The following is a 13,236-nucleotide window of genomic DNA, read 5'->3' as shown; positions in this document are numbered from 1 at the left end:
CACAAACACGTCCCCACGTGGCTAAAAGTGTCCCTTAAAACGCAGAACCGGCCCTTGGCTACCAACCTGTTCCGGTTCTGCGCCTGTCCACTGGAGCAGTGAACAATGAAGAAGATAAATGATGCCAAGCAGTGCGAGTCAACGGGGGTCACCCGAACGCGCTGTACGGAATGCAAACGGTTCGCTCGGCTGCTGCCGGGTGAGGAAAAGTGCGCCCCGTGCATGGGGATGCTGCCGCTGCCGATCGTGGTTCCCGCCGCTGGTCTGCGGGGTGGTCGGTGATGAACGCGCAGGAGATCATGACCACCCTTGCCGTGGGTGGCGGCCTGGCGGTGGTGCTGTGGGTGCTGGCCAAGGTCGGCCGTGCCCTGGCAGCGGTGTTTGAGGCGCTGGCCGCATTGGCGGTGCTCGGCGTGGCGCTGTGGGGCCTGCTGCGGGCGGTCGGCTGGGTTGTTCGGCAACTGGTGACGCACTGGCGTACTTGCCTGGCGCTGCTGGGGTTGTGGGCCTGGTGCACGTGGCTGGGCTGGGTGTCCCTCGTCGTCACGGTCGGCGTGCTGGCGGCTGTGCTGCTGGTGTGGTGGCGCTGGGATGCGGTGGGCTATGACCAGTGGTGCGGGCGCTGGCTGCGGGCGTGGTGGCTGCGCTGGGCGCTCTACGGTCGCAAGCTCGCCGGTTGGCTGCACGCCTGCGGCTTGACGGTGCGCGATGACGCGATTCCCGTCGACGTGACGGTGAACCTGGTATCTCGTCGGCGTAAGCGTGAGGCGGTCGCGAAGGCCCGTCAGGCATCCGGGGTGGCGGTGCCGAAACTGCTGTCGGTGCGCTCCGGCCCGTCGTGGGATGAGGTCCGCGTGCGGCTGGTTCCGGGGCAGAAGCCGGAAGACTTCGATGAGGTCGCGCGGGAGCTGGCGGTGGCGCGCAAGGTTCAGCGGTGTCAGGTGCGGGAGCTGGAACCCAATGTGGTGTCCATCGATTTCATGCGCCGGGATCTGCTGGAGGCGCCGGTGTCGTGCCTGCCGGTTCCGGAGCTGCTGGCCACGGATGGCTCGGGGGTGGATCTGCGGGCGGTGTACGCGGGGTCGACGGAGTACGGGACGGCGTGGACGGTGCCGTTGATGGGCCGTGGCGCGCACACGCTTGTGGCTGGTGCGACCGGCGCGGGTAAGGGGTCGGTGATGTGGTCGCCGCTGGTGTCGGCCGCTCCGGCGATCCGCGCGGGCCTGGTGCGTCTGTCGGGGATCGACCCGAAAGCGATGGAGCTGTCCTACGGGCGTGGGATCTTCACCCGCTATGGCCAGAGCGGTAAGGAGGCTCTGGCCATTCTGGACGCGCTGATTGATGAGCTGGAGAACCGTAAGCGCGTCTTCGCCGGGCACACGCGTGAGGTGCCGCTCTCGACGGAGTATCCGTTGGAGTTGCTGGAGTTCGATGAGATCGGCGCTCTGACCCGCTACACCGACCGCAAGACCCGTGAGGCCATTGTGGAGCGGGTGGCGATCCTGGCGACACAAGGCCGTGCGCTGCTGTTCACGGTGCGCGGGTATGTGCAGGAGCCGACGAAGGAAACCGTTCCGGTGCGGGAGTTGCTGCCCCGGCGGGTGGCGCTGCGGGTGACCTCGAAGTCGCAGGTTCCGATGGTGCTGGGCGACGGCGCCTATGAGCGCGGGGCGTGGGCCAACCGGATCACGGAGGATTCGCCCGGCGTCGGCTACGTGTGGGGTGAGGGCATCCGCGAACCGCTGCGGGTCCGCGCCGGATGGGTGTCCGATCAGACCGTCAAGCACCTGGAGCACTACGTCACCAACGGTGGCGCCTCGGTGGTGCACCTGTCAGAGCGGCGCGGCGAGAGGGGGACGGCATGACCACCACAGATTCGCAGGTAGAAGCGGGTGCGGTCGCGCGGCCGGCACCCCCGAATGGAGTAGGGGTCAGGGCAAGCCGCGGGGCGCTCTCTGCGGAGGTCGTGAAGGCCACTGCGGAAAAGCACGGCGTGTGTGTCCGGCCCTTCACGATGGAGGTCGGAGACACCGAAACCGGCGAGATCCGCTACGTGCCCGTGCCCTGTGGATCGACGGTCGAATCGGTGTGCCTTCCCTGCGCTCGCAAGGCAAAAGCGCTTCGTCAGGCGCAGTGCCGTGAGGGCTGGCACATGACCGAGGAACCCGTCATCGAACGAGAGGCACCCTCGGAGACCCAAACGGAGCTGCTGGAGTTCCGGGCTGACCTGGCCGCCCACTACCGGGACGCGATGGCGGCAGGTGACGAGGTCGAGGCGGAGGAACTGCGCGCGGAGGTCGCGACGGTGGACGAGGAACTGCGGGCGTCCGGGATGACGGGGCGCCTGCCCGCTCTCGACGTCCCGGAGAAGCGTCCGGTGAAGCGGTCGACCAAGCGGCGGCAGGACGCGCCGAACCTGCCACGCCGCAAGGTCGCCAAGACCACCGTGGGGCGGGAGTACGCGGGGCGGTTCCGGCCGTCGATGTTCGTCACGCTCACCTGCGACACCTACGGCCCGGTGCGGTCCGATGGTTCGCCGGTGAACCCGTCGACGTACGACTACCGGCGGGCGGCTCGGGACGCGGTGCACTTCTCGGCCCTGGTGGATCGCTGGTGGCAGAACCTGCGGCGCGTGGTCGGCTGGGATGTGCAGTACTTCGCCACCGTGGAACCCCAACGGCGGGCGGCTCCGCACCTGCACACCGCCCTACGGGGCTCCATCTCGCACGAGGTGATCCGGATGGTCACGGAGGCCACCTATCACCAGGTGTGGTGGCCCAACCATGACGAGATCGTCTACAACGACCGGGAACCGTTGTGGGACATGGATTCCCGGACGTTCGTGGACCCGGACACCCGCGCTCCGCTGCCGTCGTTCGAGGAGGCACGGGAGGCGGTGGAGGAACCCGCGCACGTGGTCACGTTCGGCCGTCAGGTGCACTCTAAGGGCATTCTCGGCGGTACGGAGGAATCCGGGCGTCACATCGGCTACCTCACCAAGTACCTGACGAAATCCACGGGTGAGGTGGTCGACGCGGACACCCCCGCGCAGCGGGATCACCACGACCGGCTTCACGCGGAACTGTCGGTGACTCCGTGTTCGCCTCGGTGCGCGGTGTGGCTGCTGTACGGCATCAACCCCAAGGGAGCCAACGGAAAGACCGTCCCCGGACACTGCAAGGGACGCGCTCATCGTCGAACGACGCTCGGGCTTCCTGGGCGGCGGGTGCTGGTGTCGCGGAAGTGGTCGGGCAAGACCGTGGCCGATCACAAGGCGGACCGGAAAGCGTTCGTGGTGTCCGCGCTGGCCGATATCGGAGTGGTGAAAGAGGAACCGTCGCCGGATCGATTCGTCTGGCGCAAGGTCGAACCCGGCGACACCCACTGTCCACCGAGGGATCACCTGGTGATGCGCGCCATCGCTGAGCGGATCACCTGGCGGGCCGAGTACGACCGGGCGCTACTGGCCGCACAAGGCCCACCCGGTGACGGGCTGGAAACTTCGGCAACTCGGCAAGCGGCGTAAGGGGGAACTGATGATCACGCGTAAATGGCACACCGTCGCTGAGGTGGCGGAGATGCTGGGCTACGGACTGTCGAAGACAAAAATGCTGGTTGCCACTGGTCAGATTCGGTCCGTTAAGGACGGTCATAACCGGCGGATTCTTCCTGAATGGGTTGATCAGTACATCAACGATCGAGTGGCGGAGGCTGCCTGATGACTGGAAAGGCACGTGCTGACGGGGAAGGCTCGATTTACCCCCACCGTAACGGTTTCGCCGCCTACGTGTGGGTCACGACTCCTAGCGGGGATCGGAAGCGCAAATACGTTTACGGGAAGACGCGCGAGGAAGTTCACGACAAGTGGTTGAAGCTGCATCAGGAGGCAAAGAAGGGGCCTGTCGCGACTCGGGTTCCGAACCTGGGGCCGTATCTGAACTACTGGCTTGAGGAGGTCATCCGGCCGAACCGGGCGCCCAAGACGTACGTGAACTATGAGCTTTTCGTTCGGCTGTACATCGCTCCGTTCTTGGGAGACAAGCGTCTTGACCGTCTGCAACTTCGTGAGGCACAGAAGTGGGTCAACAAGTTGCCTTCGGTGTGCCAGTGCTGTGCACAGGGGAAGGATGCCCGTAGGTCGCGGGCCAAGCAGCGGTGTTGCGCGCTCGGGCGATGCTGTGAGCAAGCACCGTCAGGTCGCACGATCAAAGACATTCGGGACTGCCTGCGTAGCGCGTTGAACTACGCATGTCGCGAAGAGTTGATCAGCCGAAATGTGGTGGCGCTTGTGACCCTGCCGACTCTCCGAAAGCCGAAGCGGCAACGGTGGTCCAGTGATGAGGCTCGGAGATTCCTGGAGTCGGCCAAGGCCGAGAACGATCCGCTGTACGCGGCGTATGCCCTCGTTCTGATCATGGGCATGCGTGAGGGCGAGGTGCTCGGCCTTCCGGACGAGGCGATCAACTTCGAAACGTCGGAGCTGGACATCTCCTGGCAGTTGCAAAGGGTTCAGAAGAAGCTTCTCCATCGCCAGACGAAGACACCGACGTCTGACGACACCATGCCCCTGATCGACATCGTCACAACCGCGTTGAAGCTGCGGCTGGAGCGTCGGGAGAGGGACAAGGAGAAGGCTGACGCCTGGCTAGACAGCGGTCTCGTGTTCACGACCGAGCACGGCACGCCGATCGAGCCGCGTAACTTCCTTCGGTCGTGGGCGACGCGATGCAGGAAGGCGGGCGTCCGGTACATCACCGTGCACGATGGTCGTCGCTCCTGCGGGTCGCTGCTGGCGGATCTCGACGTGCACCCTCGGGTCGCGATGCGGATTCTCCGGCACGCTCAGTTCGCGGTGACGATGGAGATCTACACCGAGATTTCGTCGGACCAGACGCGGGCGGCGCTCAAGAAACTCGGAGACAGCTTGCAATGACCTGCTGCTGTACTTTGCTGCTGTACGGGTAGCAAAAAGGCCCTTCCCGATTCCCTGGGAAGGGCCTTTGAGCTGCTGTGGAGCTGAGGGGAATCGAACCCCTGACCTTCTCGATGCGAACGAGACGCGCTACCAACTGCGCTACAGCCCCTGGTAAAGCTTGCCCCTGCGTTTGAGGCTCCATGAGCTTAGCAGTGGCTCCGGAGCCTCGAACGCAGGGGGGTCACTCTCCGGAGGCCCGTCGGAAAGGCCTGGTCCCGGGCTCGTCGAGCTCGTGGAAGGCCGGGTCCTCGTCGTCGAGGTCGACGACGACGGCCTGGCGCCGAAGGCGGGACATCGGGGACGGTTTGCGTTCCACGACGGCCGGGCGTTCGGTGGCGACGACCTCGATGTCCTCACGGGACTCGCGGGACTCGTGGGTTTCCTCGTCATCGTCGACCGCCGGGCGGCGCGGGGCGCGGGTGCTGTTGAAGCGGGCGAGGCGGCGCTGCCGGATCTCGTTCTCGATGCGGACCTGACGGCGCAAGTACACGAGGTAGCCGATGAGGACGGCGTCGACCACACCGTTGGCCCACCAGACCGTCGGGGTCAGGAAGCCGGCGACGGCCGCGGTGGTGACCACCAGCACCAGGAGAGCGATGACGATCCGCTGCCGGAACGCGTATTTGGCGCGCGCGGCGATGTCCGCCGCCTCCGGGTCGAATCCGCCCCGGCCTGGCCGGTAGCCGGTGCTCTGGCGTTCTCTTTCGGGCCGGGCCGGGCGCGAGGGCTGGGGAAGCGGCTCGGCCTCCGGTGCCTCGTCTTCGAGGTCGGCGTCGAGCTCCGCCTCGAGTTCGGCCAGGTCGTCTTCAACCGATGGTTCCGTGTTTTCCGCCATCGCGAACTCCTCCGGTCCCTCGTGGCGTGTGCTCCCGCTCCGCACGACTCGCGCCGCCAAGGCCGAGTCCGTCGTCCGTGCGACCTGCTGGCGCTTGCGGGCGACCATGGGCACGAGAACGACGAGCCATGCCGCTGCGAGCGCGACGATGATCACCGAACTGGGCATCTCCCGTCACCTCCCCCGATCCACTGCTGTAGTCACGCTAGCCACAACAGTCACACACGCCGCGCAGACTCGCCGGTTTCGATCACGGAAAATGCATCACCAAATTAGGTGAATCTCACAGCTTGTGGTAACGCGGTCACCGGAACGACCCGGTGACGGGGTCAAACGCGCTCCGCGAGGCCCTTCGCGACGAGCCGCGAGACCAGTCCGTCACCGGTCTCCTCCTTGGTGACGGCGTAGCAGAAATGGTCCCGCCAGCCGCCCGCGACATCGAGGTAACGCTCGAAAAGACCCTCTTGCCGATAGCCCGCTTTGGCGAGAACCCGCAGGCTGGGGGTGTTTTCGGGGCGGACGGTCGCTTCGAGCCGGTGCAGTCCGCCGAAGTCGAAGACGTGGTCGGTGACGAGGGCGACGGCGCCGGTCGCGACGCCGCCGCGGACGATGTCCGACGACACCCAGTAGCCGATCCAGGCCGACCGGAGCGACGCCCGGATGACGTTACCCACAGTGATCTGCCCGGCGAAGCGTCCATCCACCGTGATGGTGAACGGGAGACATTGCCCGCGCCTGGCGAGGCCGCGCAGCGCCAGCCATTGGGACGGCCACGACCAGTACGCGTTGCGCTCCGGCCACGGTCCGACGCCGGTCGGTTCCCACATTTCGAGGTGTTCGCGGTCCCGCAGCCGGACGCGGCTCCAGTCGCCGGCGTCCCGCAGCCGGACCGGCCGGACGGCGAGGATCCCGGCGGGCACCCGGAGCGGGCCCAGCTTCGCGGGCCAGCCCGGATGCCTGCTCTCGATCGGATACGCGACGCCGGAAATCGGTGCGCCCATTACGCCCGCTGGGCCAGGAAGGTCACCTTGACCTGCTCGCCCGCGGCGACCTCGGTGAGGTCTTCGTCGATGTTGATCAGGCAGTTCGCCTCGGCCAGTGAGGCGAGCAGATGCGCGCCGGAGGTGCCGAGCGGCTGCACCAGGTATTCGCCGTTGCCCTCGTCACGCAGCAGCTGGCCGCGCAGGAAACCCTTGCGTCCCTTGGTCGAGGTGATCGGGGAGAGCAGCCGCGCGCCGACGATGCGGCGGTGCGGGTTGCGGGTGCCGCGCGCGGCGCGGATCAGCGGGCGGACCAGGACCTCGAACACGACCAGCGCGCTCATCGGGTTGCCGGGGATGAGGAACGTCGGCACCGAATCGGGTCCGAGCCTGCCGAAGCCCTGCACGGAACCGGGGTGCATGGCGACGCGCGTCATGTCGATGTGGCCGAGGTCCGACAGCGCCGCGTGCACCTCGTCGCCCGCGCTTCCGCCGGCGCCGCCCGCGACGACGACGATCTCCGACATCAGCAGGCGCCCTTCGACGACCTCCCGCAGCCGTTTCGGGTCGCCGGGCACGATGCCGACGCGGCTCACCTCGGCGCCGGCGTCCCGCGCGGCCGCGGACAGCGCGTAGGAGTTGACGTCGTAGACCTGTCCGACCGACGGCGTGCGGTCGATGTCGACCAGTTCGTCGCCCACGGAAACGATCGAAACCCGGGGCCGCGGGTAGACCAGGACCTTCGCCCTGCCGACCGCGGCGAGCAGGCCGACCTGGGCCGAGCCGATGGTGTCGCCCTTGCGCACGGCGACGTCGCCGATCTGCACGTCTTCGCCGGTCCGGCGCACGTAGGCCGCCGACGGCACGGACTTGTGCACGGTGACCTTGGCCTGGTGGCCGTCGGTGTAGGCGGTCGGGACGACGGCGTCGGCGAGCGTGGGCAGCGGCGCGCCGGTGTCGACCCGCACGGCCTGGCCGGGCTGCAACCGCCGCGGCTGGCGGGAACCGGCGGCGATCTCGCCGACCACCGGCAGCTGCACGGGCTCCTGGCCCGCGGCGCGGACGTCGACGCTTCGTACCGCGTAGCCGTCGACGGCGGCCTGGTCGAAACCGGGCAGCGCGTGTTCGGCGACGACCTCTTCGGCGCACAGGAGGCCTTGGGCCTCGGAGATGGCGACCCGGACCGGGCGCGGGCGCACCGCGGCGTCCAGGGTCAGCGCGATCTGATCCTCGACGGAACGGAACTGTCCCGCATCTTCGGTCTCGGCCGCTTCGGCGATGGGCTCCGTCATGACTGGGGGATCTCGATCCGTTCGTTCGACCAGGCACGCGATGAAGGCCCGTCGGTGAACTGAAGTTCACCACCGTTACCAGGAGTGATGCGGTCCGAAGCCGCGGAAATCGCCCGATCGGGCAAGCTCCTCGTGGTCCGTGCCGCCGGGGTGGTCGCTGCGCCTGTCATAGGCGTGAAGCCTAACCTGACCATGTGGGCGAGCCCGGCAATGAACACCTGAGCAAAGCGGAGTGGCGTTCCCGGATAACCGCCGAACGACGTTCGCAGGTGTCGGAAGTGCGCGTGCGGGAGGCGGTGGCGCTCGCCGCCGCGGCCGCCCGGCTGCCGGGCGAGGTCGTGTGCGCCTACGTCCCCTTCGGTACCGAACCGGGGTCGACGGCGCTGCTTGATCAACTTCTCGACCAGGGGAAACGCGTGCTGCTGCCGATCGTCCCCGGCACGCCGGGGCCGCTGGAGTGGGCCGCGTTCGAGGGCCCGTCGAGTCTCGCGCCCGGCAGGTTGCGGGGGCTGCTCGAACCGACCGGGCGCCGCCTCGGTCCCGACACGCTGGGGACGGCCGATCTGGTGCTGATCCCCGCGCTCGCCGTCGACGACGAAGGGGTCCGGCTCGGCAGGGGTGCCGGGTACTACGACCGGTCGCTCGCTTTCGCCGCGCCGGACGCCGCGCTGATCGCCGTCGTCCGGGACGCCGAACTCGTGCGCGCGTTGCCCGCGGAACCGCATGACGTCCGCATGACCGGGGTACTGACCCCGGAGCACGGGCTGGCTCCGCGCCCGGTAATAGACTGATAACCCGACGCAGTGGTTCAGAAAGGGCACAATGAGCTCTGACGCGCACCTGTCCGATCAGTTCGCCGAAACGCTGTCGAAAATGCGTTCCGCGGGGGCCCACGCCATGGAGCTGGCGGCCCTGCGGCGGCGCCTGGAGCAGTTGTCCGAACCCGGCGCCGGCCAATTGCCGGGCGACGAACTCGAACCGCTCGAGGACATCAGCAAGCTCGTCGATCTGCCCGAGCCGGACGCCGAAGAAGGCCGCCACGTCCTGGACCGCACCGCGGTCCTGAAGCTCAACGGCGGACTCGGCACGAGCATGGGGCTCACCGGGCCGAAGTCGCTGCTGGAGATCAAACCGGGCAAGACGTTCCTCGACGTCATCGCCATGCAGGTGCTCTCCATCCGCGAGAAGTACCACGCGCGGCTTCCGCTGATCCTGATGAATTCGGCGGGCACCCGCGAACCTTCGCTGGAGTTGCTGAAGAAGTACCCCGATCTCGCCGACGACGTCATCCCGGCCGACTTCCTGCAGGGCCGCGAGCCGAAGATCACCGCCGACGGCAGGCCCGCCGAATGGCCGTCGAACCCGGAACTCGAATGGTGCCCGCCGGGGCACGGTGACATCTACATCGCGCTCGCGGTGAGCGGGATGCTCGAAACGCTGCTGGCGGAGGGGATCCGCTGGTGTTTCGTGTCCAACGCCGACAACCTCGGCGCGCTGCCGGACGCGCGGATCGCCGCGTGGATGGCGAAGGAGAGCATCCCGTTCGCGATGGAGACGGTGCTCGGCACCGCGGCCGACCGCAAGGGCGGGCACCTCGCGCGGCGCGCGGGCCGCATCGTCCTGCGTGAATCCGCGCAGGTCCCCGACGGCGACGACTCGTTCGGCGACGTCGGCAAGTGGCGGTTCTACAACACCAACAACATCTGGATCGACCTCGAACGCCTGAAAGTCCTGCAGGACGCAGACCCTGCCGCGCCGCAGCTGCCGCTTATCGTGAACCGGAAGACCGTCGATCCGGCCGACGCGGCCAGCACGCCGGTGATCCAGCTCGAAACGGCGATGGGCGCGGCGATCGGCTCCGTCGAGGGCGCGCGGGCCATCGAAATCCCGCGGACCCGGTTCGCACCGGTGAAGACCACCGACGACCTGCTCGTCGTCCGGTCCGACGCGTACGTCCTCGACGAGAGCGGGGAGATGATCCCGGAGTTCACCACCACCCCGCCGGTCGTTTCGCTGAGCAAGGAGTTCTACAAGCTCCTTCCGGACTTCGACGCGCGTATCCCTTCCGCGCCGTCGCTCAAGGAGTGCACGAGCCTCGCCGTGGACGGCGACGTCACCTTCGGGAAGAACGTCGTCGTCCGCGGCGACGTGAAGATCACCGGGCCGAAAACCGTTCCGGACGGCGAAATCCTCTAGTCCCGCTGGGCGATGAACACGTACTCGCGTCCTGGACGATCCGGTGCGTCCCGGACGTCCAGGACGCGAAAGCCGTGTTCAGCCAGCAAGGCTTCCAGTTCGTCGCGTTCGCGGAACCACAGCGTCGAGTCCGAGGTGACGACCTCGCCGTCGGAGAACCGGTAGCTGCACCGGAACGACACGAACGGGAGGTTCACCTCGGTGACCTCACGCCACTGCTCGACCTCGCCGACGCCCGGGACGTCGATGACTTCGTGAGCCGGGTCGGCCGCCCAGCCCTCCCACGCGCGGCGACCGGGACGCCGGGTCTCGAAGACCAGGTGGCCGCCCGGCACCAGCGCGGTGCGGACGCCTTCGAGCGTCCGGCGCCATTCGTCGTCGGTCAGGAAGACCTGGGCCACGTTGCCGGTCATGACGGCGAGATCGGCTTTCACGTCGCCCACCGCTTTCGCGTCGCCGTGGATCCAGGTGATCCTCCCTTCCGGGTCTTTGGCCTTCGCGACCTCCAGTGACGCTTCCGCGGGATCGACCCCCACGACCTCGATCCCGCGCGCGGCAAGGAGAACGGCCAGGCTGCCGGTGCCGCAGCCGACGTCGAGCACTCTCTTTGCCCCGAGTTCGCCGATGATGCCGAGGTAATGCTCAAGGTCGTCGCGAGGACCGTCGAAGGCGTCGTAGATCGGTGCGAGCCGGGCGTGGGCGAAGAGTGCGTCAGGCATTCGGCGACGATAGTTCCGGGATGCGTTCTGGGGCCACGGATTTACCGCCGCGCCGCCAGGCCCGTTCTCCCAGCGCGGCCAGGAAGGCGGGCAGCAGCACGCCGCGGATCAGGGTGGCGTCGATCAGGACGGCGACCGCCATCCCGACGCCCATCATCTTGTACTCGATCGCGCTCAAGGTGATGAAGACGCTGAACACGCCGACCATGATCACCGCCGCCCCGCTGACCACGCCCGCGCTCGTACCGGTGCCGCGGACGATCGCGGTGACAACGCCTTCGGCCCGCCGTTCACGGATCCGGCTGAGGATGAAGATGTGGTAGTCCATGCTCAGCCCGAGCAGCAGGACGAACATGAACATCGGCAGCCAGCCCACCACCCCGCCGTACGGGGTGAAGCCCAGCAGGGAAGCGAAATGGCCGTCCTGGAAGATCCAGGTGAGCACGCCGTAGGCCGCGCCGATCGACAGCAGGTTCAGCACGATCGACACCAACGCCACCGGTACGGACCGGAAAGCCCGCAGCAGCAACAGGAACGCCGCGAGCAGGACGAACCCGAAGACCAGCGGCATCCGTTCGACGACCCGGTCCGCGAAGTCGCGGGCGTTCGCCGTCCGGCCGGACACGGCGAACTCGATGCCGTCCACCTTCCCGATCGTCTCGGGCAGTACCTCGGTACGCAGTTTCGCGAGCGCGGCGTCGGCTTCCGCGTCGCGGCCCGCGCCGGACAGCGGGACACGGACGACCACGGCTTCGCCGACGTTCGCCACGGCGACGGGTTTGTTCAGCACGCCGCCGGATTCGCCGATCCGCCGGTCGAGATCCGTGATCGCCGCGCGTAGCGCCGGGCTGTCGACCGGGCCGCCGCGCTCGGCCGTCAGCACCACCGTGGCGGGGTAGGCCACCCCTGGGAAGGCTTCCTGGGTGCGGACGGCCGCGTCGATCGTGGCCATCGAGCGCGGCAGGCTCTCCGCCGGGGTCGGATCCTGCAGGCGCATGCCGAGCGCGGGCAGCGTGAGCAGGACGAGCAGCGCGGTCGCGAGCCCGCCCCACAACGCCGGTCGCCGGGTGACCAGGCGAGCCGTCTCGGACCAGAACCGCGAGTTCTCCGCGGCGGTGCGTCGCTTGCCCAGCCAGGGAATCCGCCCGCGATCGACCTTGTCGCCCAGCAGCGAGAGCAGTGCCGGCAGCACGCTGACCGCGCCGAGCATGGCCAGCCCGACCACGAACGCCGTGCTGATCGCGAGCCCGGTGAAGTTGTCGAGCCCGGTGAACACCAACCCGCCCACGCACACGACGACCGTGACGCCGGAGACGAGGACGACATGCCCGGAGGTCCGCGCCGCGACGCGGATCGCGCTGTCGACGGAGTGGCCGCGCGCGCGTTCTTCCCGTTGCCGCCTGAGGAAGAACAGTGAGTAGTCGACGCCGACCGCCATCCCGATGAGCAGGGTGATCACCGTCGTCGCGCCGTTGATCGGGGTGAAGTCGTCGACGACGGAGAGGAAACCGAACGTCGCCGCGACACTCGTGCCCGCCAGCAGCAGCGGGACCGACGCGGCGACCAGCGCCCCGAAGACGATCAGCAGGATCACCAGGGTGAGCGGCAGCGAAAGCAGCTCCGAGCGCTTGACGTCCTCCCGGATGCCCTTGTCGACCACGGTCGACAGGCTGAGGTCCCCGGACTGGCTCAACCGGACCGAAGGATGCCGGGCGCCGACCTCGGCCACTCGCGCCGTCGCGGTCTCGAAGTTCGGGCGGACTTCCTTCTCTCCGCCGGCGATCGCGAAGCCGACGAGGCCGGACGTGCCGTCGGCCGAGATCCGCTCGCCGTCGGCCAGCGGCGAGCGGACGCCGGTGACAGCGCCGGACCCAGTGAGCGTGGTGACCAGATCTTCGGTCGCCCGCCGGAGTTCTTCGTTCCTGGCGAACGGCGGCGAACCGGGCTCCTTCGGCGTTACGAGGACGTTCTCGCGTAAGGGGTCGAAGGTGTCTTGCGCGTTCATCGCGGTCTGCGCGCGGCCGGACTCGCCGGGATCGGTGCTCCGGCGGCTTTCACCGTCCAGCAGCATTCCCGACAACAGGGCGACGACCACGAGGGCGACCCAGCCGACGAGGGTGAGCGCGCGATGCCGCAGGGACCACGCGGCGATCTTTTCGGGCAGCATGAACTACAGTCCTTTACGTGAAGGAGTGAGATGCCTCGGGCGAGGTTTTTGCTTCTTCTTTCCTGGGCCGCC

The 13,236-nt window shown here is 67.9% G+C and carries 11 protein-coding genes and 1 tRNA gene; 6 read left to right on the top strand and 6 right to left on the bottom strand.

Going from position 1 to position 13,236, the window contains the following annotated elements:
- The first annotated feature begins 281 nt into the window (after positions 1–281).
- Genes H4W30_RS16320 through H4W30_RS16305 form a run of 4 tightly spaced genes read left to right on the top strand, consistent with a single transcriptional unit; the run spans position 282 to position 4,933 of the window.
- Entirely contained in the window at positions 282–1,865 is a 1,584-nt protein-coding gene (locus tag H4W30_RS16320; protein ID WP_192743575.1) for an FtsK/SpoIIIE domain-containing protein, read from the top strand.
- Entirely contained in the window at positions 1,862–3,526 is a 1,665-nt protein-coding gene (locus H4W30_RS16315; protein WP_378233003.1) for a replication initiator, read from the top strand. The genes H4W30_RS16320 and H4W30_RS16315 overlap by 4 nt, the downstream gene beginning before the upstream one ends.
- Positions 3,527–3,536: 10 nt before the next feature.
- Positions 3,537–3,719 (top strand): excisionase family DNA-binding protein, encoded by a 183-nt coding sequence (locus H4W30_RS16310; protein WP_192743573.1) that lies wholly within the window; start codon positions 3,537–3,539, stop codon positions 3,717–3,719.
- Entirely contained in the window at positions 3,719–4,933 is a 1,215-nt protein-coding gene (locus H4W30_RS16305) for a site-specific integrase (RefSeq protein ID WP_192743572.1), read from the top strand. The genes H4W30_RS16310 and H4W30_RS16305 overlap by 1 nt, the downstream gene beginning before the upstream one ends.
- Before the next feature lie 78 nt (positions 4,934–5,011).
- Here the strand turns inward: H4W30_RS16305 and H4W30_RS16300 are convergent.
- From H4W30_RS16300 to glp, 4 genes are all read right to left on the bottom strand, one after another.
- A tRNA-Ala gene (locus tag H4W30_RS16300) sits at positions 5,012–5,084 on the bottom strand.
- A gap of 72 nt (positions 5,085–5,156) precedes the next feature.
- Positions 5,157–5,978: a divisome protein SepX/GlpR gene (sepX, locus tag H4W30_RS16295; RefSeq protein WP_192743571.1), complete on the bottom strand. Its 822-nt coding sequence runs from the start codon at positions 5,976–5,978 to the stop codon at positions 5,157–5,159.
- Positions 5,979–6,139: 161 nt separating this feature from the next.
- Positions 6,140–6,811, bottom strand: a complete 672-nt coding sequence (locus tag H4W30_RS16290) for a GNAT family N-acetyltransferase (RefSeq protein ID WP_126736877.1) — start codon at positions 6,809–6,811, stop codon at positions 6,140–6,142.
- The gene (gene glp, locus H4W30_RS16285) at positions 6,811–8,082 is read right to left on the bottom strand and encodes a molybdotransferase-like divisome protein Glp (RefSeq protein ID WP_192743570.1); all 1,272 of its coding nucleotides are present in this window, start codon (positions 8,080–8,082) and stop codon (positions 6,811–6,813) included. The genes H4W30_RS16290 and glp overlap by 1 nt, the downstream gene beginning before the upstream one ends.
- A gap of 218 nt (positions 8,083–8,300) precedes the next feature.
- On the opposite strand from glp, the gene H4W30_RS16280 reads away from it, so the two are divergent.
- A complete protein-coding gene (locus H4W30_RS16280) occupies positions 8,301–8,873 on the top strand; it encodes a 5-formyltetrahydrofolate cyclo-ligase (RefSeq protein ID WP_192744127.1) in 573 nt (190 codons plus the stop codon).
- A 31-nt stretch (positions 8,874–8,904) separates the two neighbouring features.
- Positions 8,905–10,278 carry a UTP--glucose-1-phosphate uridylyltransferase gene (locus tag H4W30_RS16275; RefSeq protein ID WP_192743569.1) on the top strand — a complete coding sequence of 458 codons (1,374 nt, stop codon included), beginning with the start codon at positions 8,905–8,907 and terminating at the stop codon, positions 10,276–10,278.
- On the opposite strand, the gene H4W30_RS16270 is transcribed toward H4W30_RS16275, so the two are convergent.
- Positions 10,275–10,997: a class I SAM-dependent methyltransferase gene (locus H4W30_RS16270; RefSeq protein ID WP_192743568.1), complete on the bottom strand. Its 723-nt coding sequence runs from the start codon at positions 10,995–10,997 to the stop codon at positions 10,275–10,277. The two genes, H4W30_RS16275 and H4W30_RS16270, sit on opposite strands and share 4 nt — an antisense overlap.
- A complete protein-coding gene (locus H4W30_RS16265; RefSeq protein WP_192743567.1) occupies positions 10,990–13,164 on the bottom strand; it encodes an MMPL family transporter in 2,175 nt (724 codons plus the stop codon). The genes H4W30_RS16270 and H4W30_RS16265 overlap by 8 nt, the downstream gene beginning before the upstream one ends.
- Between the last annotated feature and the right edge of the window lie 72 nt (positions 13,165–13,236).

The sequence above is a fragment of the Amycolatopsis roodepoortensis genome, from assembly GCF_014873915.1.
Taxonomy (GTDB): domain Bacteria; phylum Actinomycetota; class Actinomycetes; order Mycobacteriales; family Pseudonocardiaceae; genus Amycolatopsis; species Amycolatopsis roodepoortensis.
Note: the sequence above shows the minus strand (reverse complement) of the source record. Positions and strands in the feature narration are given on the sequence as shown.